Source organism: Rhizobium sp. AG855 (assembly GCF_003610655.1).
GTDB classification, from domain to species: domain Bacteria; phylum Pseudomonadota; class Alphaproteobacteria; order Rhizobiales; family Rhizobiaceae; genus Allorhizobium; species Allorhizobium wuzhouense.
Map to the genome: position 1 here is coordinate 1690319 of NZ_RAQG01000003.1, position 22550 is coordinate 1712868.

The following is a 22550-nucleotide window of genomic DNA, read 5'->3' on the forward strand; positions in this document are numbered from 1 at the left end:
GACGGGGTGCGGCGAATCAACTCCACCGCATTCGAAGCATCAAGCTTCGGCTTCAGTCTCGAGAGCCGGCTCGATCGGAGCTTCGGCAGAGGCGCCGATGTCACGACCGGAAGAGCCCTGCTGGCGCGCGATGCCGTCGATGGCAGCGCGCGAGATCAGGTCGCAGTAGAGCGAGATGGCGCGCGAGGCGTCGTCGTTACCCGGGATCGGATAGTCGATGAGGTCCGGATCGCAGTTCGAGTCGATGACAGCAACAACCGGGATGCCGAGGCGCTTGGCTTCGTCGATCGCGATCTTTTCCTTGTTGGTGTCGATGATGAACATCAGGTCGGGAACGCCGCCCATGTCACGGATACCACCGAGAGCCTTGTCGAGCTTTTCGCGCTCGCGCTCAAGGTTCAGACGCTCCTTCTTCGAGTAGCCGGAGGCTTCCGAAGAGAGGATCTCGTCGAGCTTGCGCAGGCGAGCGATCGAGTTCGAGATGGTCTTCCAGTTGGTCATCATGCCGCCGAGCCAGCGGGAGTTGACGTAGTACTGGGCCGAACGCTTGGCGCTGTCAGCGATGATTTCCGAAGCCTGACGCTTGGTGCCGACGAACAGAACGCGACCGCCACGAGCAACCGTGTCGGACACGACCTGAAGGGCGCGCGACAGAAGCGGAACGGTCTGGGCCAGGTCGATGATGTGGATGTTGTTACGATCGCCGAAGATGTACGGCTTCATCTTCGGGTTCCAGCGGTGAGTCTGGTGACCGAAGTGGACGCCAGCTTCGAGAAGCTGACGCATGCTGAAATCAGGCAATGCCATGCCTTTGTCTCCTTTTCCGGTTTAACCCCCGCGAAGCAAACAGCTCCCCTTTCGGGGAAGCCACCGGGCGGAAAACTCAGATTTCTCCCTGAACTTCCCAAGCTTCGCGTGTGGAATGATGCGGCCCATACAGGGCTCACGGCATAAAATCAAGCCTTTGCGGGCAAGTTCGGGAAAGAAGCCGCGATTTGCTCACTTGCAATCGCCGTTCGGGGGGCCGAGCACTTCGAGCTTGGTCAGCTTGCCCGCCAGGACGAAGTCGCCATAGTCCAAAGTCAGGTCGCGGGTGACCCCGTTCTCGTAGAGCTTGAAGGACTGGCTATAGATCGGCAGCTGGTCACCCTTCGACTTCTCGTCGAAATAGGCGATCGAGACCGGCCAGTAGTCGCTCGTGCCGAGCGGAGCAGCCGCCTTGGCTTCCGGATCGGTGTCTGTCGATTTCTTCGCTGCGCCGACGACCGTGGTGGTGAGGAAGGTCTGGTCTCCATCCTCCGAGCCGTCGAAGATGCGGGATTCGAAGACCCGTTCACCCTTACGGGCCCGGGCGATCACTTCCAGCATGTGTTCGGCCGGAAAACGGCTACCCGCAAGTTCCAGCGCGCGCTGATTGGGACCGGTCAGCTCGATGGTCACCTTGTCGCCGGCCTCGGCTGCGGCCCCGCTCACATCCTTGTCCAGCTGGTCGTCAGTGAAGGACTTGTTGTCGAACCGGAACTTGCCGGCGCTCACATCCTCAAAGGTGGTCGAGCGCTGGTCCGTGACGCGCACGCCGTCGCCGACATCAATGCGGGTGACAAAACGGAACTGGGTGTTGAAGCCTTTGCAGGGCGATCCCGAAAATTCGTAGACCATGCGCCCACGCACGCCTTCGATCCCGGAACGGTCTGAGGCTTCCTTCAAGAAAATGTCGTAGACGGCGCGATGCGGCACAAGACCGATCGTCGCCGCCGAAGCCTGCCCGGCAGCCGTGCCGGCGGCGAGGGTCAATGTGGCGGCGAACGCCATACGCAAAGGAAACATCGACAACCTCCTGTTGGACTCGTCGTCGATGTTATAAGAACACATCCGGCAAAAGCGAGACATGCTTTTCGTCGCCAGAGGTTTCTCACTTTATTTTCAACAGACCGGGATTTCGCCATGTCCGACACCATCGACAGCCGCCTTGCAGCGCTGGGGATTACCCTGCCCGCAGCCGCCGCCCCTGCTGCCAATTACGTCCCCTTCGTGATCAGCGGAAACCTGCTCTACCTCTCCGGCCAATTGCCGATTGAAGGCGGAAAAGTGGCGGTTCTCGGCCTCGTCGGGTCGGAGGTCGCTCTCGCAGACGCCCAGCGGGCGGCTGAACTCTGCGCCATCAACATCCTTGCCCAAGCCAAGAGCGCGCTCGGCGGCGACCTGTCGCGCATCACCCGCGTCATCAAGCTCAACGGCTTCGTCGCTTCGGCGCCGGGCTTTGTCGAACAGCACCTTGTCATCAACGGTGCCTCGAACCTGATCGCCAATGTTCTCGGCGAAGCCGGCAAGCATGCGCGGGCCGCCGTTGGCATGGCCTCGCTGCCGCTGAACGCCGCCGTCGAGATCGATGCGATCCTGGAGATCGCGCTGTGAGCGGTGTCGACTGGATCAAGGACCTACCGGTCGCCCATCGCGGCTATCACGACATGAACAAGACCGTGTTCGAAAACACGCTCTCGGCGTTCTCGCGGGCCATCGAGGCGGGGTTCGCGATCGAATGCGATATCCAGCTGTCATCGGACAGCGTGCCGATGGTGTTCCACGACCACGATCTGCAGCGTCTGTGCGGGCTTACCGGCGAAGTTCGCGAGCGGACGGCGGGTGAGTTGAAGATGTTGTCGATCGGCGGCACGAAGGACAAGATCCCAACGCTCCGCCAGATGCTCGACCTCGTCAAGGGACAGGTACCACTGGTGATCGAGCTCAAGGGTATCGATGCCGAGCAGGATGACGGCTTTGTCGAGAGCGTGCTGGAAGTGCTGGAAGGCTACGAGGGCAAGGTCGCGCTGATGAGCTTCGACTACCACCTCCTGCGTGCCCTCAAACACGTCGACTGCCCCTACCCGGTCGGGCTGACGGCCGAGGGCGTCAAGCCGGACGTGCTGGCAGCCCATGAGGAAGCCATGGCGCTCGGGCTCGACTTCACTTCCTATTGCGTCGTCCATCTGCCGAACCCGTTCGTCACGGGCCTGCGTGAAAAGGGCATACCCGTGATTACCTGGACCGTCAGGGATGAAATCATGCGAGCACAGACCTATACCTATGCTGACCAGATGACGTTTGAAGGCTTCGATCCGCGCGTGGCGCCGGCCGTCGCCTGACACTGACACTGACAGGGAGATTCATGGCAGACGAGGTGACTGTCCGCATTGCAGGCTCCTTTCAGGAGATCCATCCGGCCGACTGGGCCACTCTGTCCGGCACCTCACGTGCCGGGCCCGGCTACAATCCTTTCGTCTCGCATGCCTTTCTCTCAGCCATGGACGAATCCGGCTCGGCTGTCGCGCAAACCGGCTGGATGGGCCATCACCTGCTGCTGGAGGAAGGCGGACGGCTGATCGGGGCCGTCCCTTGTTATTTGAAGAACCACAGCCAGGGCGAATATGTCTTCGACCACGGTTGGGCCGACGCCTATCAGCGGGCCGGCGGCCACTATTATCCCAAGCTCCAGGCATCCGTGCCGTTCACGCCTGCCACCGGGCCGCGGCTGCTAGTCAAGCGTGGCGAAGATGTGGAGCGAGTCTCCGGCCTCCTGGCCTTGGCCCTGGCCCAGGTGACTCAGAAGATCGGCGCCTCATCGGCGCATGTCACATTCCTTCCGTTAGGTGAGTTGCCTTCCCTAACGGATGCCAATTTTCTCCACCGCACCGACCAGCAGTTCCACTTCATCAATCGCGGTTATGCCGACCATGAAGCCTTCCTCGCGGAACTGTCCTCCTCAAAGCGAAAGAACCTGCGAAAGGAGCGGCGGGCAGCGCTTGAAAACGGCATCACCATCGACTGGCTGACCGGCAGCGATCTGACCGAAGACATCTGGGACCAGTTCTTCCGCTTCTATATCGACACCGGCAGCCGCAAATGGGGCCGGCCCTACCTCACCCGCCAATTCTATTCGCTGATCGGTGAACGCATGGCCGACGATGTGCTGCTGGTCATGGCCAAGCGCAACGGCCGTTATGTCGCGGGCGCGATCAATTTCATCGGCTCAGAGGCGCTCTATGGCCGCCATTGGGGCTGCATCGAGGATCACCCCTTCCTGCATTTCGAAGTCTGCTATCATCAGGCGATTGATTTCGCCTTGTCGAGGGGCCTTTCCCGCGTCGAGGCGGGCGCCCAGGGCGAACATAAGCTTGCACGGGGCTATGAGCCGGTCACCACCCATTCGGCCCACTACATTGCCCATCCCGGGCTTCGCCGCGCGGTCGCCGACTATCTCGAACACGAGCGGCGCGAGATTGCCCAGATGAGCGATTATCTCGGCGAGCACACGCCCTTTCGCAAGGGGGAGCGGCCACCGCGCGAGGGGGAGGAATTCGACGGCTGATGGGTTTACGCCCGCTTGATGCATGAACCCTGCTGCCGTTAAGTGGCGGAACGAATCGAGGAGAGACCCATGACCGCCTATGATCCCAACAACATCTTCGCCAAGATCCTGTCCGGTGACATCCCGTCGGTGAAGCTCTACGAGGACGAGGATACGCTGGCTTTCATGGATGTCATGCCGCAGGCACCTGGGCACCTGCTGGTGATTCCGAAACAGGGTTCGCGCAATCTGCTGGATGCGGATCCGGTGGTGCTTTCGAAACTGCTGCCGGTCGTGCAGCGGCTTGCCAATGCGGCGCAGGAAGCCTTCGCGGCTGACGGGGTCTATGTCGCACAGTTCAACGAGGCAGCAGCCGGTCAGACCGTGTTCCACCTGCATTTCCACGTGATCCCGCGCCATGACGGGATACCGCTGAAGCCGCATACGGGCGGGATGGAGAGCATCGACGTGTTGAAGGCAAACGCCGAGAAGATCAAGGCCGCGCTGTAACGAGCCTTTTTGTCACGATACATCCTGACCGAGCGGTTGCCCGGTCAGGCGAGAAGGCCGCCGACGATCAGCAGCACCGCGACGCTTGCGGCGACAAGGGCGATGGCACCAAGCATGCCGGGACCAGTTCCGAACCATGCTCCGCCACGGCTCCGGGCCAGATCTTCCGGGAGAACCTTGAATTTCTGCGGTGGCCCATGTTTCAGCCTGCGGAAACGCATTACCTTCGCCATTACCATTGCCTTTGATCGTTCGACGAAATCGATCTGGGACGGCAATTGTGGCATTTCCAGCCCCAACACCAAGCTGTGATTGCGCGACAAAATCAAAGCCAGAGCAGGCCGGCACCAAGGATCGCTAGAGGAACGACGACGCCCACAAGGACCCGCTGCCCGGCGACCAGGAAAGCTGCAAAACCGAGGCTTGCTGCAACAAGCCTCAGCCAGAGCGGCGAGGCTTCCAATACGCCGGTCGGGAAGACGACGAGCTTTGCCGTGACGGCCATCACGAGAGCCGTTGCCACCGCCCTCACCCAATGAAGCGCCTCGGATCCCTCCTGCAACCGATTGCCGGCAACGACGCCCAGCCATCGCCAGAAGTCCGTGGCCAGCCAGCCGGCGACGAGGATCACGATAAAGGGCCAGTAGTCCACCATCAGACAACCTCCTCGGCCTGCACCACCGTTCCTGGCTCAGCGGTCGTGGAACCCTTGCCGGCCCGAATGACGAAGCGGTCGACGAGATAGGCGAGCGTGCCGCCACCGAGACCGGCGACGAGAATATCAAAGCCCGGCATGACGACAGCCAGGAGTGGGCCGGCAAGAGCGCCGATGACGAAGGCGACCTTCACCACCGACTGCCGACCGGTCGCCCAGATTGACGCAATGAAATAGGATGGGGTGAGGAAGAAAAGTAAACCGGCAACGACAGGCGGAAAACTTGCAACCAGACCATAACACAGGCCGACAAGCAGCGTGTTGACAACCACGAGCGTGATGCCGAAGCCGGCAAAATAGGCGGTGCGTCCCTCGCGCGGAACATCCTTGATACTGCCCATGGCAAACACCCAGGCGGTGATCGCGACAAAATGCGAGAGCAGAAGCAGCAACCAGGTCGGCGTACGGCTGGTGCGCAGTTCCGGCACCAGCGAGGCCACCATCGGCATCAGCCGGATCGAGGAGAGCGTGACGGCCAGAAAGATCGCCAGAAGATTGGCGCCGCTGGTCATCGTGCCGATCAGGATCATCTTCGCCGGCAGTGCCCAGACAGTCGCCGTCATGAACATGGCCTCTGCCCTCGTGACACCCGACTGGAGCGCAAAGGCGGCGAATCCGACAAAGGAGATCATCAGGATCATCGCTGGCAGGCTGAACAGGCCGCGCATTCCGGCGAGGAACCAGCGGCTTTGGGACACGTCACGTTCGGCAGGTATCATCAGAAATTCCAGAGCGAGAAACGACAGTGCCGGGCGTTGGCCCGGCACTGTATTCATTCAGATGAAGCGCCTTACTTCTTCTTGGGTACCTTCGGCACCGCGCTGCGCTTGGATGGCGTCGGCGCTGCATCGATCACAGCAACCTCTCCGTCATCCTCCACCACGGCCACTTTGGGGGACGGCTTGCGCTTGGCCTTGGCGAGCTTGGCCGTCGCCACTTCGGCCTCGGGCTTCGGCTTGACCGGTGCCACTTCGGACAGGCATTCGAGGTCAAGAACCTCGTCGCCTGCCTCGTCCGTCTTGATGCCGACCTTGACGACGCCACCCTTCTTGAGCTTGCCGAACAGTATCTCGTTGGCGAGCGGCTTCTTGATGTATTCCTGGATCACGCGGGACAACGGGCGCGCGCCCATCTTCTCGTCGTAACCCTTTGTTGCCAGCCAGGCGATCGCTGGTTCCGACAGGTCAAAGGTGACGTTGCGTTCCGAGAGCTGCGCCTCAAGCTGCATGACAAACTTCTGCACGACCTGGTGGATGACATCGGTCGGCAGCGGGGCAAACGGGATCGTCGCGTCGAGACGGTTGCGGAATTCGGGGGTGAACAGGCGGTTGAGTGCCTCTTCATCTTCACCGGTCCGCTTCGACGAGCCGAAGCCGATGGCCGATTTTGCCATTTCCGACGCGCCCGCATTGGTCGTCATGATCAGGATGACATTGCGGAAGTCGATCTTCTTGCCGTTGTGATCCGTCAGCGACCCATGGTCCATGACCTGCAGCAGGATGTTGTAGATATCCGGATGGGCCTTCTCGATTTCGTCGAGCAGGACCACGCAATGCGGGTGCTGGTCGACACCATCGGTCAGCAGACCACCCTGGTCGAAGCCGACATAGCCGGGAGGTGCACCGAGCAGACGCGATACCGTATGCCGTTCCATGTATTCCGACATATCGAAGCGCAACATCTCGACGCCGAGCGACGCCGCGAGCTGCTTTGCCACTTCCGTCTTGCCGACGCCCGTCGGGCCGGAGAAGACGTAGGAGCCGATCGGCTTGTTCGGCTCGCGCAGACCTGCACGGGCAAGCTTGATGGCGGTCGAGAGTGCTTCGATCGCCTTGTCCTGGCCGTAGACGACCGAGCGCAATTCCTTCTCAAGGTTGGCGAGAACCATCTCGTCATCCTTGGACACGGTCTTGGGCGGGATCCGGGCCATCGTAGCGATGGTGACCTCGATCTCCTTCTCGGTGATCAGCTTGCGGCGCTTCGATGCCGGCAATAGCATCTGGGCCGCGCCCGTCTCGTCAATGACGTCGATCGCCTTGTCCGGCAGCTTGCGGTCGGAGATGTAGCGGGCTGACAGTTCGACAGCCGACTTGATCGCCTCGTTGGTGTAACGCAGCTTGTGATAGTCTTCGAAATAGGGCTTCAGACCCTTCATGATCTCGATCGCATCATCGATCGACGGCTCGTTGACGTCGATCTTCTGGAAGCGACGGACAAGCGCCCGATCCTTCTCAAAGAACTGGCGGTATTCCTTGTAGGTGGTCGAGCCGATGCAACGGATCGCGCCCGAGGACAGAGCCGGCTTCAACAGGTTCGACGCATCCATGGCGCCGCCCGAAGTGGCACCGGCGCCGATCACCGTGTGGATCTCGTCGATGAAGAGAACCGCTCCAGGATAGTCTTCCAGTTCCTTGACGACCTGCTTCAGGCGCTCCTCGAAGTCACCGCGATAACGCGTGCCGGCAAGCAGCGTGCCCATGTCGAGCGAGAAGATCGTGGCATCGGCCAGCGCTTCCGGCACCTTGCCTTCCACGATGCGCTTGGCGAGGCCCTCGGCGATCGCCGTCTTGCCGACGCCGGGATCGCCGACATAGAGCGGGTTGTTCTTCGAACGGCGGCACAGGACCTGGATGGTGCGGTTGACCTCGTCGTGGCGGCCGATCAGCGGATCGATACGGCCGGTCTTGGCCTTTTCGTTCAGGTTGACGCAATAGGCCTTGAGGGCCTCCTGCTTGCCCTTGGAAGCGCCCTCCTCCGGTTCGCGGCCGGAAGCCTTGGCGCCTTCGGGTTCACCATCCTCGGCGCCGCGTGCCGGGCGAACCTGCGAAGCACCGGGGCGCTTGCCGATACCATGGGAAATGTAGTTGACCGCATCATAGCGCGTCATCTCCTGCTCCTGCAGGAAGAAAGCGGCATTGCTCTCGCGCTCGGCGAAGATGGCGACAAGCACATTGGCGCCGGTCACTTCCTCGCGACCGGAGGATTGTACATGGATGACCGCCCGCTGGATGACCCGCTGGAAGCTTGAAGTCGGCTTGGAATCCTCGTCATAACCCGTGATCAGATTGGCCAGATCGTTGTCGACGAAGTCCAGAACCGTCTTGCGCAGCGTGTCGAGATTGACGTTGCAGGCGCCCATGACGGCTGCCGCATCGGCGTCGTCGATCAGGGCCAACAGCAGATGTTCGAGCGTCGCATATTCGTGGTGGCGCTCATTGGCGTAGGTCAGGGCCTGGTGCAGCGCTTTTTCGAGGCTGGGGGAAAATGTTGGCACGTCTGATCCTCACTTCTTTTCCATGACGCATTGAAGCGGATGTTCATGCTGCCTGGCGAAATCCATCACCTGTGAGACTTTGGTTTCGGCGACTTCGTAGGTGAAGACTCCACACTCACCCACGCCATGATTATGAACATGCAGCATGATGCGAGTGGCAGCTTCCCTGTCCTTTTGAAAAAAGCGCTCCAGGATATGGATCACGAATTCCATCGGGGTGTAGTCGTCGTTCAGAAGCAGTACGCGATACAAATCAGGCTTCTTCGTCTTCGGCTTGGTGCGCGTGATGACCGAAGTGCCCTTGTTGGCACTGTCCCCGTCACGCTGGCTCTGCATGAAGACCGGCTTGGCGATCATTTCAGTTCATTCTCCGTTGTCCGGCCGGTTAGCCGTTACGCATCGGTACGGACGAACACTCAGCACAGTAAGGTAGTTCATAATTCGGTGATTTTAAGCCCCCCGAACGACCGTGACGACGATTTGTCCCACGGGGCGGAAAACCAAGGAAATTCGAACCAACAGGTTATACCAGCAAGCAAAAATGACAAGACCGGCCGCGCGGGGCGCGGCCGGTCTCGCATGGTACACGCAAGCTTGGATCAGGCTGCCGTGGCGACCGGCGTCAGCGCACGGCTGAACGGCGCTTCATAAGGCTTGTACAGCGTCTTGGCGAGTTCGGCATACATTTCGCCGATCTTGGTCGCTTCGGCAACGAAGCTCTCGTAGGAGGACTTGAGATAAGACGACTGCAGTTCAAAGGCGGCTTCGGCACTCTTCACCGAGGTCAGCGCTTCGACATAGGAGGCCATGTCCTGGAAGGACTTCTTCGAGTAGTCGGTCGCCTCGGTCGCGATCGACTGGAAACCCCTCGTGATCTCCGAATAGTTCTTCATCATCGCGTCCATGGCTTCTTTGCTCTTCTTGCTGGCTTCATCAATATTGAACATGTGATCTCACTCCTCTACGCCTCATATCAGTGAAGAATAAGATAGCAGCCGCACAAAATCCGTCAAGGGAAATTGTGCGATGCACAATTACCAAAAGTTGCATCTCTGATCAAAAAAAGGGCCGCCCAGCAACAGGCGACCCTATGATGTTGACGGCACAACGAGATTCCGTCGCGGTCTCAACCTTTGGCTTCAATCGCGATCAAAGATCGACGTCGAGGATGGCCATCGAAAAATTGTAGGACAGTTCGCCGTCCTCTTCATCCCGGAAGACGACGCCCAGAAACTCTTCCCCAACGTAGACTTCGGCCGAGTCATCCTTACGCGGGCGGGCCTTGACGGCCATCGAGGGGTTCAATGTCCGCTTGAAATAGGCGTCGAGCTTCTTGATCTCATCAGGCTTCACACTGGATCTCCATCGGATGTTTTTGAATTGCGCCGCTTGTGCCACGGCTTTTCCGCCGCTGTAAAGACGCAAAGGAAGGATTGACCGGCGCACCGGACATATCAATTCGGAATTTGCGACCGGGCGCGATCAGTCGACGGAAACGATCATCTGGTCCATCGAGCGCGCCGGTTCTGCGCAGCCGGCCTCTCCGACGACCCGCGCAGGCACACCAGCGACGGTCGTGCAGCGTGGTACCGGCTTGAGCACCACCGAGCCGGCAGCAATGCGCGAGCAGCTGCCGACTTCGATATTGCCAAGTACCTTTGCCCCGGCCCCAATCAGAACGCCGTCGCCGATCTTCGGATGCCGATCGGCACCCTCCTTGCCCGTGCCGCCCAGCGTCACGCCATGCAGGATCGAAACATTGTCGCCGATGCGAGCGGTCTCGCCCACCACCAGCCCCGTGGCATGATCGAGGAAGATCCCCTTGCCGATGCGCGCTGCGGGATTGATGTCCGTCTGGAATATGTTCGAGGAACGGCTCTGCAGGTAGAGAGCAAAATCGCGGCGGCCGTTGTTCCACAGCCAGTGCGCCAGCCGATGGGTCTGAATCGCGTGGAAACCCTTGAAATAGAGGACCGGCTCCATGAAACGGGTGCAGGCAGGGTCACGGTCATAGACAGCCTGGATATCGACGCGAAGGATCGCCGTCCATTCCGACCAATCGGCCATCATGGACTCGAAGGCCTGGCGCAGCACGATGGCCGGCAGGTCGGAGTGGTCGAGCCGCTCGCAGATGCGATAGATGACGCAATCTTCGAGTGAACGATGGCTCAGGACCGTCGCATGGAAAAATGCAGCCAGCATGGGGTCTCGTTCCGCAGCCAGACGCGCCTCCTGGCGCAGACTGTCCCAGATCGGGTCCATCGACGTGACAATTTCGTTCTTGAGAACGTCGTTGTGTGCGACCATTGCCGGTCTCCTCGTTCATGCTTGAATGGCATTATATATCCGAACCCTTTCCGAACTCAAATGGGGACCCGCATGAAACGTTCCAAGGCATTCGCGAATGGTCAGATCGAGGCGACCAGTGGAGACGGCATTGGCCTGTTGCAGATCACCAATCCAACGCGAAAGAATGCGGTGACCGCAGCAATGTGGCGGGCCATCCCGGAAGCGCTCCACTGGCTGCATGCCGACGCTGCGGCGCGGGTGATCGTGCTGTCCGGCGCCGGCGGCAGGGACTTCAGCGCAGGCGCAGACATTTCGGAATTTACCGAATTACGCAAGGATGCTGCGACGGCGCGAGTCTACGAAGCGTCCAACAGCCGCGCCTTCGCGGCGATCCGTGAGGCCCCAATCCCTGTCATCGCGGCCGTGCGCGGCATTTGTTACGGCGGCGGGTTCGGACTTGCAGCGGCCGCCGATCTGAGGATCGCATCCGAGGATGCCCTGTTTGCCGTCCCTGCCGCGCGGCTTGGCCTTGCCTATCCCGCCGACGCCGTCCAGGATTTCGTTCGCGGCCTTGGAAGTCAGATGGCTCGACGGGCATTGTTTACCGGTGGAAGTCTCACGGCACCGGAACTTTTCGCCTGCGGCTTTCTGAGCGAAGTGACGTCTCCGGATGCACTCGAACGACAGTCTCTGGCCTTGGCCGAAGCCATTTCCCAGAATGCGCCCCTCTCCCTTCGGGCCTCGAAGCTTGCGCTGAGGGCAGTCGAGCTCGCGGATGAAGACATGTTGCGCGAAGCGGAGATCCTTGGCGCCCAGACCTTCGACAGCGCAGACTATCGTGAAGGGCGCGCCGCCTTTGCCGAGCGCCGGCGACCGGTGTTCAAAGGTGAATAATGCACCCATGACTTGCGGTTGATTTGTTTACAGTTCGCGCTCAAGGCGTAGCATTCTCCCAGAGACAGGGAGGTGCCATCATGTCGTGGATCAGTGATACGCAGCCTTTGACGCAGAGGGAAACGCTCAACGGGGACATTCTGCCCCTGACCAACAATCTCATGCTGCGCGTTCTCGGGAATCCCCGCGGGAACTACGACCAATCCTGCCAGTCCGTCACCCACCCGGTGATCCGCAAGCTGATCGTCACCGAAAGCGTCGGTCCCTTTAAAGTTACAGGACTCAAGCCTGCGGTGGATCAATTGCGGTCCGCCCTCACCGACCTACGGACCGAGATGCCGGAAATCTACGCCGTATTGGGCTCTGCCGGCATGCTGTGCGTCAGATATGTTCGGGGAAGCAAATCTTCGATCAGCAACCATTCTTGGGGCTGCGCCATCGATTTCACCCTCGAAGGCAAACTCGACACCCGCGGCGACAACCGAGCGCAAAAGGGCCTGACCGCCATGCATCCGATCATGAACAGGCACAATTTCTTCTGGGGCGCCGCCTTCAAGACGGAGGATTCCATGCATTTCGAGATCAGTCGGCAGCAATTGCTCGCCTGGCACCGGGATGGGGCATTCGGAGAACCGCAGGAACTGCCGCAAGAGGCTCACAGGTTCTCGATCGGCGACCGTGGACCCGAAGTCGAATGGACACAGCAGCGCCTGAACATCCTAAGCGGCTTCGACGTTGACGAGGATGGCATTTTCGGCCCGGCGACACGCGCGGCGGTCATCGAATTTCAACGCCAGCACGGGCTGACGGCAGATGGTGTCCTGGGGCCGAAAACGATGGAAGCCTTGAAGAATGCGCCGACGCAGTGACAGCACCTACCGCGCCTGAGCGGCGTAGAATTCCAGCACCGCTTTCTTGAACACCCGGTCGCCGACCGCCAACATGTGGTCGCGGTTCGGGATATCGAGCGCGGCGGCATGGGGCATGAGGGCTGCGAGTTCTGCCGCCGAGCCAGCAATATCGTCCTTGGTCCCGACGCCGATCAGGGTGGGTATGTCGACCTTGGCGATGTCCTGTCGCGACACGAGGTCCCGCGAGGTGCGGATGCAGGCGGCGAGCGCCAGCCGATCAGAACCAGTCTGGTCGGCAAAGGCTCTGAACATCCGCCCGCGCTCATGCGTCACGTCATCCAAAGACGGCGCGAGCAGAGCATCGGCGATCGGATCCCAATCGCCCACGCCGTCGCACATGCCGATGCCGAGACCGCCGAAGACCAGAGTTCGAACACGATCGGGGTGTTCGACCGCGAGGAATGCCGAGATGCGCGCGCCCATGGAATAGCCCATGACATGAGCGTCGGGCAGGCCGAGATGATTAAGAAGGGCTGCCGCATCTCCGGCCATTGAGCTTGGATGGTAGACCTCCGGATCATGCGGCTTGTCACTCGCGCCGTGACCGCGATTGTCGATGGCAATGACGCGGTAGCCGGCGTCACCCAATGTCCGCAACCAGCCCGGATAGACCCAGTTGACGCTTGCCGACGAGGCGAACCCATGGATCAGCAAAACGGGTTCGCCCGTGGGATCGCCATCGTCAAAATAGGCAAGCTCCAGATCGTCGTTGCGAAAACGGGAGAAATTCGGTGCGTCGAGATTCATGCTGACATCCTGCAGGGGCTGGGCCGGCAACCTTAGTGATTGTGCCGCTGACATCAATTGCCGCAGGGGGATTTTCTGTGGGTCCAACCGCGCATTGGCTCTACACATTTGCATACGGGAGCGTTATGGTCCGGCGCAAAATCACGAGCATTTCGCGGAGTTTCCCATGGCCGGTCACAGCATTCCCCATTTCCAGAACGACGGCGGTCACCTTGTGATCGAGATCGGCGTCAAGGAATTCATGTGCACCGGGGCCTCCTCGCCCTTCGACCATCCGCATATCTTCATCGACATGGGGCACGACACCGAAAAGGTCTGTTCCTACTGCTCGACGCTCTACCGCTACAACCCGGCGCTCAAGGCCGAGCAGACGAACCCGCCGGGCTGCGTCTTTCACGTGAAGGCGGCGTAAGCGGCGTCACGATCGGCATCACTTCATGTCCATCATGCACGCCACCATCGTCGGAGCCGGGGTGGCGGGCCTGACGACTGCGCTCTCGCTCGCTGCCAAGGGGATTTCGAGCGATATCATCGAGCAGGCCCCGCAACTGGGCGAAGTGGGGGCCGGACTTCAGCTCTCGCCCAACGCCACACGCGTTCTCGCCGCCTTGGGTGTGCTTCCCGAAATCGAACGGCAGTGGCTCGAGCCACGCAGCATCCGCCTCGCCTCCGGGATCGATCTTCGCAGTCTCGCGGATCTGCCGGCGGGAGACTTCGCCCGCAATCGCTGGGGCGCGCCTTATGGCGTGCTTCATCGCTCGACCTTGCAGCAAGCCCTGCTTCGGGCGGCACTGTACGAACCGCTTTGCAAGCTTCACCTCGGACACCGCATCGACGGCGTGGGTGCAGATGCGCTGGCGCATGTCACGGGTCGGAGACCCGACCTCGTCGTTGGTGCTGATGGAGCCTGGTCGGTTGCGCGCGACGCCATTGCCGGGGCGCCCAATGTCAGCTTTTCCGGCAACATCGCGTGGCGCTTCACCGTCGCGTCGGCGGACGCGCCAGCCTTTCTGTCGCGCAGCGGCGTGACCGCCCATCTTGGCCCGAGGGCACATCTCGTTAGCTATCCGCTGAACGAGATCGACGGCTTCAACCTCGTGGCCATTGCGGCCGGCGCCAGAAGCGACGAAAGCTGGGCCCTCCAGGCCGATGCCGCTCGACGCGCCATGCTGCTAGACCAGTTCTCCGGCTGGCACCGGGATATCCGGACCGTCCTGGCCGGCGCCGAAAACCCGACCTTCTGGCCGCTCTACCAGGCCTCGGAGGGGCGCTGGCAGAATGGACGGGATACGGTGCTCATCGGCGATGCGGCCCATGCCATGATGCCGTTCTCCGCCCAGGGAGCCGCCATGGCCATCGAAGACGCCTTCAGCCTGGCCCATCATGTTTCACGCACTGCCCTGCCCTCGGCTCTCTCAAGCTTCGAGACGGAGCGCAAGGCACGCGCAGCACGCGTCAAGGCACGGGGCGATTTCAACCGCTTCGCCTATCATGCACGCGGTCCCGTCCGTATCGCTCGCGACCTCGTGCTGTCATTGCGGTCACCCGAGAAACTCGCCGCCGATCTCGACTGGCTTTACGGCCACAAGATCGGCGTTTGAGGCCTCAATCAGAGGATGGCGGCGGCCGCAAAGCCGCGCTCCAGATCCGCAAAGATGTCCTCGACATCTTCCAGACCGATCTGCAGGCGGATGACGGCACCGTCCTGCGGACCTTTGCGAATTTTGCGATCACTCAGATTGACGAACACAGCAAGGCTCTCGTAGCCACCCCAGGACCAGCCGAGGCCGAAGAGTTGGAGGGCATCGAGGAAGGCATGGGCCTTCGGCTTGATCTTCTCGGGCGTGTCTGCCGACAGCACGAAGGAAAAGACGCCCGAGGCTCCCTTGAAGTCGCGTTTCCACATCTCGTGGCCGGGGAAACTCGGCAAGGCCGGATGCAGGACGCGGGAAACATCAGGACGGCCCTCCAACCATTCCGCAACCTTAAGCGCAGAGCGGAAATGGTGCTCAAGGCGCAGGTTCATCGTGCGCAGGCCGCGCAGGATCTGGTAGGAATCATCCGGCGCCCCGCAAATGCCCATGGTGCTATGGGCCTCATGCAGTTTCGGCCAGCATTTCGCATTGGCGGAAACCGTGCCCATGAGAATGTCGGAATGGCCGGAGGGATACTTGGTCGCGGCATGAATGGAGACGTCGACGCCGAAATCCAGCGGCTTGAAATAAAGCGGTGTCGCCCAGGTGTTGTCCATGGTCACCACGCAGTCGAAGCGATGCACAACATCGGCAATGGCGCGGATATCCTGCATTTCGAACGTGTTTGAACCGGGCGCTTCGGTATGCACCAGACGCGTGTTGGGCCGCATCAGCCGCGCGATGTCAGCGCCGATCTCGGGATCGTAATATTCGATCTCGACCCCCAAACGGGTCAGCATGGTGTCGCAGAAGTGTCGGCAGGGCGAATAGACCGAATCGACGATCAGCGCGTGGTCTCCCGCCGAGAGAAATGTCAGGAAGGGAACGCTGATGGCGGCCAGCCCGGACGGGACGAGAACGGTCCCCGCCGAGCCTTCCAATTCGTCGATTGCAGCACATAAGGCATCCGTGGTCGGTGTACCATGCGTGCCGTAGGTGTAGCGCTGGGTCCGCGTTTCCATCGCCCTTGCGTTGGGGAAAAGAACCGTCGAGGCATGCACGACAGGTGGATTGACGAAGCCATGATACTCGTTCGGATCATAGCCGGTATGGCAGAGCTTCGTATTGGTCCCGGCCGTTTCCAGCCATTCTTTGTTTTTGCTCATCGCGAGGAATTCCCTGGTGCTAGACTTCCCGTTCTTGCCGCTCCCCATCCGGCAGGTCAAGTCGCATCCTATGACCTGCTCCAAGCGTCTCGCCATGCACTCAGCGCAAAGGAAAGGGCACCGATAGGCGTCATTTTCAGCACTGATGCGCCCGCATTCAGCATTTCTGCCCATTTCTTCGGCGATTTTGGCAAAATCTTCCCCCTTGAGCCATAAATCAGCTTAAAGACTTGACCCTGCAATCATTTCCGACTGTGATAGTGCTGCTTGCTCCGGGAGGCCCGCAAGCCGATGAGCGCCGCCGGGAAACCCTGGCCGGATGCCGTCGATGGCAAAAACAAGAGAATAAGGTTGGGAAAAATGAAAAAAACACTTCTGTCTGCAGCGATTGGCGTCGCTGCCGTCGGCTTCGGCGCAGTTGCAGCGCAGGCTGGAACGCTCGATGACGTCAAGGCCAAGGGCTTCGTCCAGTGCGGCGTCAACGGTTCGAACCTCGCCGGCTTCGGCGCGCAGGATTCCTCCGGCAACTGGACCGGCCTCGACGTCGACCTGTGCCGTGCCGTTGCTGCCGCCGTCTTCGGCGATGCCACCAAGGTGAAGTTCACGCCGCTGTCCGCCAAGGACCGCTTCCCGGCCCTGCAGTCGGGCGAAATCGACGTTCTGGCCCGTAACACGACCTGGAGCGCCAGCCGTGACTCGCAGCTCGGCTTCGACTTCCGCGCCGTCAACTATTATGACGGTCAGGGCTTCATGGTCACCAAGGCGCTGAACGTCAAGTCGGCCCTCGAACTGTCCGGCGCCGCCGTCTGCGTCCAGTCCGGCACCACGACCGAACTCAACCTTGCCGACTACTTCAAGGCCAACGGCATGGAATACAAGCCGGTCGTCTTCGAAAAGCAGGAAGAAGTCGACGCCGCCTATCAGTCCGGCCGTTGCGACGTCTACACCACCGACCAGTCGGGCCTGTATTCGATCCGCCTGTCGCTCGCCAACCCGGCCGACCACGTGATCCTGCCGGAAATCATCTCGAAGGAGCCGCTTGGACCGGCCGTTCGCCAGAACGATTCGAAGTGGTTCGACGTGGTGTCCTACGCCCACTACGCCATGATCACCGGTGAAGACTTCGGCATCACCCAGGCAAACCTGGACGAAATGGTGAAGTCGGAAAACCCTGATATCAAGCGCTTCCTCGGCGAGGAAAAGGACCAGACCATCGGCAAGGACCTCGGTCTCGATGAAAAGTGGGCCTACAACATCATCAAGCAGGTCGGCAACTACGGCGAATCCTTCGAGCGCAACGTCGGCCAGGGCAGCCCGCTCAAGATCGAACGTGGCCTGAATGCGCTGTGGTCCAAGGGTGGCCTGCAGTACGCTCCGCCGATCCGTTGATCCTTTGACCATCCGGGAAGGCGCGTCTCGCGCCTTCCCGTCGTCACGCGCACCAAACCAATAAAAACGCCGGCCCAATAACAAAAACAGGGCTTTGGTACAGGGGACAGGTATATGGCAGTTAACGCTGCAGACCGGGGCGGAGCCGTGCGCTCCGGGACCTCATTGCTTTACAATCCCGCCGTGCGTCAGTTCGTCTATCAGGCACTGACCGTGGTCTTCGTGATCTGGCTGTTCTGGTATGCCGGCACCAATGCCGCCGCCAACCTCGCCCGCGCGAACATGACCGCCGGCTTCGATTTCCTCGGCAGCCGCGCCGGCTTCGACATCGCACAGACACCCATCGAATATTCGAGCGATTCCACCTATCTGCGGGCGCTGATGCTGGGCCTGGTCAATACGCTGATCGTGGCCGCAACCGGCATCATCACGGCGACCATCATCGGCCTGCTCGTCGGCATTGGTCGGCTTTCGAACAACTGGCTGATCTCCCGGATTTCCACTGTCTATGTCGAAGTGTTCCGCAATATCCCGCCGCTGCTCGTCATCTTCTTCTGGTACAAGGGTGTCCTGTCCCTGCTGCCGGACGTGAAGCAGTCGCTGTCACTGCCACTCTCCGTCTTCGTCAGCAATCGCGGCATCTACATGCCTGCGCCGATTTTCGGCGAAGGCATGCTCTTCGTCTTGGCCGCCTTTGTCGTCGGCATCATCGGGGCGGTCTTCTACAGCCGCTGGGCGACCCAGCGTCAGCTCGCGACCGGGGTTCGCCCGCCTGTGCTGGCGATCAATATCGCGCTGATCGTCGGACTTCCGATCCTTGCCTTCCTCGCGATCGGCGCGCCCGTCACCTTCGACATTCCGGAACTTGGAAAGTTCAATATGCGTGGCGGCACTGTCATCGGGCCGGAATTCCTCTCGCTCTACATGGCGCTGTCCTTCTATACGGCGTCCTTCATTGCCGAAATCGTTCGCGCAGGCATCATGGGCGTTTCCAAGGGACAGTCCGAAGCAGCTGGGGCGCTTGGCTTCCGCGCTGGACTCACCACGCGTCTGGTGGTCCTGCCGCAGGCGCTTCGCATCATCATTCCGCCGCTCACATCGCAATATCTGAACCTGACGAAGAATTCGTCGCTGGCCGTTGCCATCGGCTATGCGGATCTTGTCGCTGTCGGCGGCACGATCCTCAACCAGTCGGGTCACTCGATCGAGATCATCGCGATCTGGATGCTGATCTATGTGTCGATCAGCCTTGCGACTTCGCTGTTCATGAACTGGTTCAATGCCAAGATGGCTTTGGTGGAGCGCTGAGATGAGCAAAGACGTTTCCTATCTCCGTCGCGAGTTTCTCCCCGCGCTTCCGGCGCCGACCTCTGACAAGAGTGCCGTAGGTTGGGTGCGCAAGAACCTGTTCGCCACCCCTCTCGATGGCCTGATGACGGTCGTCTTCGGCGCCATCATCATCTGGTTCGTGCTGTCGGTCTTCGACTGGCTGTTCATTTCGGCCGTGTGGTCGGGTGAAGGCCGTGCCGCCTGCGCCACCCTCGTCCAGGGTGGAACACAGCCGGATGGCTGGAGCGGTGCCTGCTGGGCCTATGTCGGCGACTGGTTCACGCAGTTCATGGTCGGGTCCTATCCGCGCGACCAACTCTGGCGGCCGATCCTGATCGCCGTGCTGTTCGTCGGCTTCCTCGTTCCGATGCTGATCCCGAAGGTCCCCTTCAAGGGCACCAACGCGATCCTTCTGCTCGTGGTCCTGCCGATCCTCGCCTACATCATCCTGCTCGGCGGTTCCTTTGGCCTCAGCCATGTCGAGACCTCGCTGTGGGGCGGGCTGATGGTGACGCTGATCCTGTCTTTCGTCGGGATCGTCGTGTCTCTGCCCTTCGGCATCATCCTGGCGCTCGGCCGTCGTTCGCGTATGCCGATCATGAAGGCGGCCTGTGTCGGCTTCATCGAACTGGTGCGCGGCGTACCGTTGATCACCGTCCTGTTCATGGCCAGCGTGCTTTTGCCACTCTTCCTGCCACCGGGGGACAACATCGACAAGTTCCTGCGCGCACTTGTCGGCGTCTCGATCTTCGCCTCCGCGTATATGGCCGAAGTCATTCGTGGCGGCCTCCAGGCGATCTCGAAAGGCCAGTATGAAGGCGCGGATTCGCTGGGATTGAACTACGGGCAGAAGATGGTGTTCATCATCATGCCGCAGGCGATCAAGCTGGTCATTCCGGGCATCGTCAACACCTTTATCGGGATGTTCAAGGACACCTCGCTGGTCTCGATCATCAACATGTACGATCTTCTCGGGATCGTGAAGGCCAGTTTCGGCGATGCCCGCTGGATCACGCCCGTTACACCATTGACGGGCCTCATCTTCGCTGGTTTCGTATTCTGGATCTTCTGCTTCGGCATGTCGCGTTATTCCGCCTTCATGGAGCGGCATCTCGACACTGGCCACAAGAAATAAGGACAAGGGGAACAACCATGGCAAATGCCGCTTCCGCCAAGATGGCCGTCTCTGACACCGATGTCGCCGTCGAACTGATCAACATGAACAAGTGGTACGGTGATTTTCACGTGCTGCGCGACATCAACCTGAAGGTCATGAAGGGCGAGCGCATCGTTATTGCCGGCCCGTCGGGTTCCGGCAAGTCGACGATGATCCGCTGCATCAACCGGCTGGAAGAACACCAGTCGGGCAACATCCTGGTCGACGGGATGGAACTGACCAACGATCTGAAGAAGATCGACGAAGTACGCCGCGAAGTCGGCATGGTGTTCCAGCACTTCAACCTCTTCCCGCATCTGACGATTCTGGAGAACTGCACGCTGGCGCCGATCTGGGTGCGCAAGATGCCGAAGAAAGAAGCCGAGGAAGTGGCGATGCACTTCCTCAAGCGCGTCAAGATCCCGGAACAGGCCAACAAGTATCCGGGTCAGCTTTCAGGCGGCCAGCAGCAGCGCGTGGCAATTGCCCGGGCGCTCTGCATGAAGCCGAAGATCATGCTGTTCGACGAGCCGACCTCTGCGCTCGACCCGGAAATGGTCAAGGAAGTGCTCGACACCATGGTGGGTCTCGCGGAAGAAGGCATGACCATGCTCTGCGTCACCCATGAAATGGGCTTTGCTCGCCAGGTCGCCAACCGCGTCATCTTCATGGACCAGGGCCAGATCGTCGAACAGAATTCGCCGGCCGAATTCTTCGACAATCCACAGCACGAGCGCACCAAGCTCTTCCTCAGCCAGATCCTGCACTGATTGCTCAAGGCTTGCGCCGAATACCAGAAGACCCGCTGCGCCACCCGCAGCGGGTCTTTTTTCCTTGCATGATCCGTTTCGATAAACTCAAGGACACCAGGACTGGTTTGCGGCGAGCCGTGGCTTGGCCAGCCCCTCCGACACCAGGATAGAGCCCAGCGAGCGGCCGTCACGGGTGACGACACGCATCACCGACGACCCGGCCTGAAGCGGCTGTCCCTTCAACACTTCGATGTCGAACTTGCCCGCATTCAACAGGTCGCGCAGCCGAACTTTCGCGGCAAAGCCGCGGTCTCGCTCCTGCTGGCAGACCGCCTTGTCTGTCGCGGGTGCCGAGATGTCAGCGAGAGTAATCCTGGTTTTCGAGAACCAGAAGGTGTCGCCATCGGCGACGCAATTGTCGAGGCCGGATGTGCCGCAAAAATAGAACCGGCCCTTGAAGTCTTCGCCCATGAGGGCAGTCCCCGCGCCGGCGCTCGCGCTTGCGGCGGCAGGCTTTGCATCCGGAACCGGCGCCTTTGCCGCGCCCACGGCAACGGGCGGTACCGGTGCCTTTGCCACACCGACCGGCGCTGCCGATTTTTCAGGGTGAGGTTCCGCTTTGCGTTCCGTTCGAGCAACGGACGGTCGATCGTCCTTCAAGAGAGGCGCAACCTGCTTCATCACGGTCTGGCGATTGTCATAAAGCGCGATGCCACCCGCGACGAGCGCCAGAATGACGATCCATTGCGTGACTCCCTGCCCCGCAGAGGAAGAGCGACTGGATTTGCGGCGCTTGGCGGGCGCGCGGCGGGAACTGGCAGTGCGACTGGACATGGTTAACCTCTCGTGAGCGCCATCATGACGCCCAAGGGTTTCCGAAAGGTTGGCATGGGAGAAAATTCGGTGGATGGCGCAAGGGCGCTCTATCTTCCAAACGAAAAACGGCCGGGGCATCATCCCCGACCGTCTTCAGCATTGGCTTTGCTTGGAGTTTATTCTGCCACGCACTTCTTGTCAGCATTCGTGGCGGCCGAATCGGCGCTCTTCTGGCCGGGCGGGCATTGCGGCTCGTCGCCCGCGCTGGTGTCCGCCGGGGTGCTGGCGTTGCCGGTCGCGCCACTGGTGTCTCCCTGCTGGCTACCGCTGTCACTGGTGCCGGAATTCGCCGAACCATCCGACGAGCTCTGGGCCAGCGACACGCCGGTCAGGCTGACGGAGAGGATGGCGGCAGCGGCTAGGATCTTCATCATGTATCTCACTCCCTATGGATATCATCACGGGAAGTTAACCGATGAAAGGCGATCCGGTTCCTGATTCGCCGGGTGACGGCGACACAAAAGGCAAATGGCTGGATAGTTGGCGATCCCTGTAGGGCTCGAACCTACGACCTAGTGCTTAGAAGGCACTTGCTCTATCCAGCTGAGCTAAGGGACCGAATA

General features: G+C 60.5%; 26 protein-coding genes and 1 tRNA gene. 12 read left to right on the forward strand and 15 right to left on the reverse strand.

The genetic code is table 11. From position 1 onward, the window contains the following. Window positions 1-39: 39 nt before the first annotated feature. Entirely contained in the window at window positions 40-807 is a 768-nt protein-coding gene (rpsB, locus tag DFO46_RS08180; RefSeq protein WP_110793018.1) for a 30S ribosomal protein S2, read from the reverse strand. Window positions 808-999: 192 nt separating this feature from the next. Next, on the reverse strand, window positions 1000-1827 hold the full coding sequence (locus DFO46_RS08185; RefSeq protein ID WP_120276968.1) for a cell envelope integrity EipB family protein: 828 nt from the start codon (window positions 1825-1827) through the stop codon (window positions 1000-1002). A 117-nt stretch (window positions 1828-1944) separates the two neighbouring features. Between DFO46_RS08185 and DFO46_RS08190 the strand changes: the two genes are divergently transcribed. The 4 genes from DFO46_RS08190 to DFO46_RS08205 all read left to right on the forward strand — a co-directional run bounded on the left by DFO46_RS08190 (window position 1945) and on the right by DFO46_RS08205 (window position 4855). Then, the gene (locus DFO46_RS08190) at window positions 1945-2415 is read left to right on the forward strand and encodes a RidA family protein (RefSeq protein WP_110793020.1); all 471 of its coding nucleotides are present in this window, start codon (window positions 1945-1947) and stop codon (window positions 2413-2415) included. Further along, a complete protein-coding gene (locus DFO46_RS08195) occupies window positions 2412-3143 on the forward strand; it encodes a glycerophosphodiester phosphodiesterase (protein ID WP_120276969.1) in 732 nt (243 codons plus the stop codon). The genes DFO46_RS08190 and DFO46_RS08195 overlap by 4 nt, the downstream gene beginning before the upstream one ends. A 23-nt stretch (window positions 3144-3166) precedes the next feature. Further along, on the forward strand, window positions 3167-4366 hold the full coding sequence (locus DFO46_RS08200) for a GNAT family N-acetyltransferase (RefSeq protein ID WP_120276970.1): 1200 nt from the start codon (window positions 3167-3169) through the stop codon (window positions 4364-4366). Between the two features lie 69 nt (window positions 4367-4435). After that, the gene (locus DFO46_RS08205; protein ID WP_120276971.1) at window positions 4436-4855 is read left to right on the forward strand and encodes an HIT family protein; all 420 of its coding nucleotides are present in this window, start codon (window positions 4436-4438) and stop codon (window positions 4853-4855) included. A 44-nt stretch (window positions 4856-4899) separates the two neighbouring features. Here DFO46_RS08205 and DFO46_RS08210 read toward each other — a convergent pair whose 3' ends face one another. From DFO46_RS08210 to cysE, 8 genes are all read right to left on the reverse strand, one after another. Then, window positions 4900-5088 carry a hypothetical protein gene (locus tag DFO46_RS08210; protein ID WP_147412749.1) on the reverse strand — a complete coding sequence of 63 codons (189 nt, stop codon included), beginning with the start codon at window positions 5086-5088 and terminating at the stop codon, window positions 4900-4902. 92 nt (window positions 5089-5180) lie between these two features. Continuing rightward, window positions 5181-5513: an AzlD domain-containing protein gene (locus DFO46_RS08215; protein ID WP_183041931.1), complete on the reverse strand. Its 333-nt coding sequence runs from the start codon at window positions 5511-5513 to the stop codon at window positions 5181-5183. Further along, on the reverse strand, window positions 5510-6289 hold the full coding sequence (locus tag DFO46_RS08220; RefSeq protein WP_245422536.1) for an AzlC family ABC transporter permease: 780 nt from the start codon (window positions 6287-6289) through the stop codon (window positions 5510-5512). Before DFO46_RS08220 ends, DFO46_RS08215 begins: the two co-directional genes overlap by 4 nt. A 71-nt stretch (window positions 6290-6360) precedes the next feature. Then, the gene (gene clpA / locus DFO46_RS08225; RefSeq protein ID WP_120276974.1) at window positions 6361-8844 is read right to left on the reverse strand and encodes an ATP-dependent Clp protease ATP-binding subunit ClpA; all 2484 of its coding nucleotides are present in this window, start codon (window positions 8842-8844) and stop codon (window positions 6361-6363) included. 9 nt (window positions 8845-8853) lie between these two features. Beyond that, entirely contained in the window at window positions 8854-9201 is a 348-nt protein-coding gene (clpS, locus tag DFO46_RS08230) for an ATP-dependent Clp protease adapter ClpS (protein WP_110793027.1), read from the reverse strand. A gap of 242 nt (window positions 9202-9443) precedes the next feature. Beyond that, window positions 9444-9791, reverse strand: a complete 348-nt coding sequence (locus DFO46_RS08235; RefSeq protein ID WP_120276975.1) for a phasin family protein — start codon at window positions 9789-9791, stop codon at window positions 9444-9446. Window positions 9792-9993: 202 nt separating this feature from the next. Further along, window positions 9994-10197: a DUF3126 family protein gene (locus DFO46_RS08240; protein WP_110793029.1), complete on the reverse strand. Its 204-nt coding sequence runs from the start codon at window positions 10195-10197 to the stop codon at window positions 9994-9996. Window positions 10198-10326: 129 nt separating this feature from the next. After that, window positions 10327-11151, reverse strand: a complete 825-nt coding sequence (gene cysE, locus DFO46_RS08245) for a serine O-acetyltransferase (RefSeq protein WP_110793030.1) — start codon at window positions 11149-11151, stop codon at window positions 10327-10329. Window positions 11152-11223: 72 nt separating this feature from the next. Here cysE and DFO46_RS08250 point away from each other — a divergent pair, with 72 nt between their 5' ends. Together DFO46_RS08250 and DFO46_RS24120 are read left to right on the forward strand one after the other, a co-directional pair. Further along, window positions 11224-12027, forward strand: coding sequence for an enoyl-CoA hydratase-related protein (locus DFO46_RS08250; protein WP_120278188.1), 804 nt, complete (start codon window positions 11224-11226; stop codon window positions 12025-12027). Between the two features lie 161 nt (window positions 12028-12188). Further along, window positions 12189-12896, forward strand: coding sequence for a peptidoglycan-binding protein (locus DFO46_RS24120; protein ID WP_183041865.1), 708 nt, complete (start codon window positions 12189-12191; stop codon window positions 12894-12896). Between the two features lie 6 nt (window positions 12897-12902). Here DFO46_RS24120 and DFO46_RS08260 read toward each other — a convergent pair whose 3' ends face one another. After that, window positions 12903-13685, reverse strand: coding sequence for an alpha/beta hydrolase (locus tag DFO46_RS08260; RefSeq protein ID WP_110793032.1), 783 nt, complete (start codon window positions 13683-13685; stop codon window positions 12903-12905). Window positions 13686-13851: 166 nt separating this feature from the next. Between DFO46_RS08260 and DFO46_RS08265 the strand changes: the two genes are divergently transcribed. Both DFO46_RS08265 and DFO46_RS08270 read left to right on the forward strand, forming a co-directional pair. Next, window positions 13852-14097 (forward strand): zinc-finger domain-containing protein, encoded by a 246-nt coding sequence (locus DFO46_RS08265; protein WP_110793033.1) that lies wholly within the window; start codon window positions 13852-13854, stop codon window positions 14095-14097. A 25-nt stretch (window positions 14098-14122) separates the two neighbouring features. Further along, complete coding sequence (locus DFO46_RS08270; RefSeq protein WP_120276977.1) at window positions 14123-15286, forward strand: FAD-dependent monooxygenase; 1164 nt, start codon at window positions 14123-14125, stop codon at window positions 15284-15286. An 8-nt stretch (window positions 15287-15294) separates the two neighbouring features. On the opposite strand, the gene DFO46_RS08275 is transcribed toward DFO46_RS08270, so the two are convergent. After that, on the reverse strand, window positions 15295-16485 hold the full coding sequence (locus DFO46_RS08275) for a cystathionine beta-lyase (protein ID WP_120276978.1): 1191 nt from the start codon (window positions 16483-16485) through the stop codon (window positions 15295-15297). A 360-nt stretch (window positions 16486-16845) separates the two neighbouring features. On the opposite strand from DFO46_RS08275, the gene DFO46_RS08280 reads away from it, so the two are divergent. The 4 genes from DFO46_RS08280 (at window position 16846) to DFO46_RS08295 (ending at window position 21129) form a co-directional block, all read left to right on the forward strand. Further along, the gene (locus DFO46_RS08280) at window positions 16846-17874 is read left to right on the forward strand and encodes an amino acid ABC transporter substrate-binding protein (RefSeq protein WP_110793036.1); all 1029 of its coding nucleotides are present in this window, start codon (window positions 16846-16848) and stop codon (window positions 17872-17874) included. Between the two features lie 114 nt (window positions 17875-17988). After that, window positions 17989-19182 carry an amino acid ABC transporter permease gene (locus DFO46_RS08285; protein WP_110793037.1) on the forward strand — a complete coding sequence of 398 codons (1194 nt, stop codon included), beginning with the start codon at window positions 17989-17991 and terminating at the stop codon, window positions 19180-19182. Between the two features lies 1 nt (window position 19183). Beyond that, complete coding sequence (locus DFO46_RS08290) at window positions 19184-20338, forward strand: amino acid ABC transporter permease (RefSeq protein ID WP_120276979.1); 1155 nt, start codon at window positions 19184-19186, stop codon at window positions 20336-20338. Window positions 20339-20355: 17 nt separating this feature from the next. Next, the gene (locus DFO46_RS08295; protein WP_110793039.1) at window positions 20356-21129 is read left to right on the forward strand and encodes an amino acid ABC transporter ATP-binding protein; all 774 of its coding nucleotides are present in this window, start codon (window positions 20356-20358) and stop codon (window positions 21127-21129) included. 87 nt (window positions 21130-21216) lie between these two features. Here the strand turns inward: DFO46_RS08295 and DFO46_RS08300 are convergent, their stop codons facing one another. The 3 genes from DFO46_RS08300 to DFO46_RS08310 form a co-directional block, all read right to left on the reverse strand. Continuing rightward, on the reverse strand, window positions 21217-21945 hold the full coding sequence (locus DFO46_RS08300) for a nuclease (RefSeq protein WP_120276980.1): 729 nt from the start codon (window positions 21943-21945) through the stop codon (window positions 21217-21219). 158 nt (window positions 21946-22103) lie between these two features. Then, window positions 22104-22361, reverse strand: a complete 258-nt coding sequence (locus tag DFO46_RS08305) for a hypothetical protein (RefSeq protein ID WP_147412750.1) — start codon at window positions 22359-22361, stop codon at window positions 22104-22106. A gap of 107 nt (window positions 22362-22468) precedes the next feature. Continuing rightward, window positions 22469-22545 (reverse strand) — tRNA-Arg (locus DFO46_RS08310). Window positions 22546-22550: the final 5 nt, after the last annotated feature.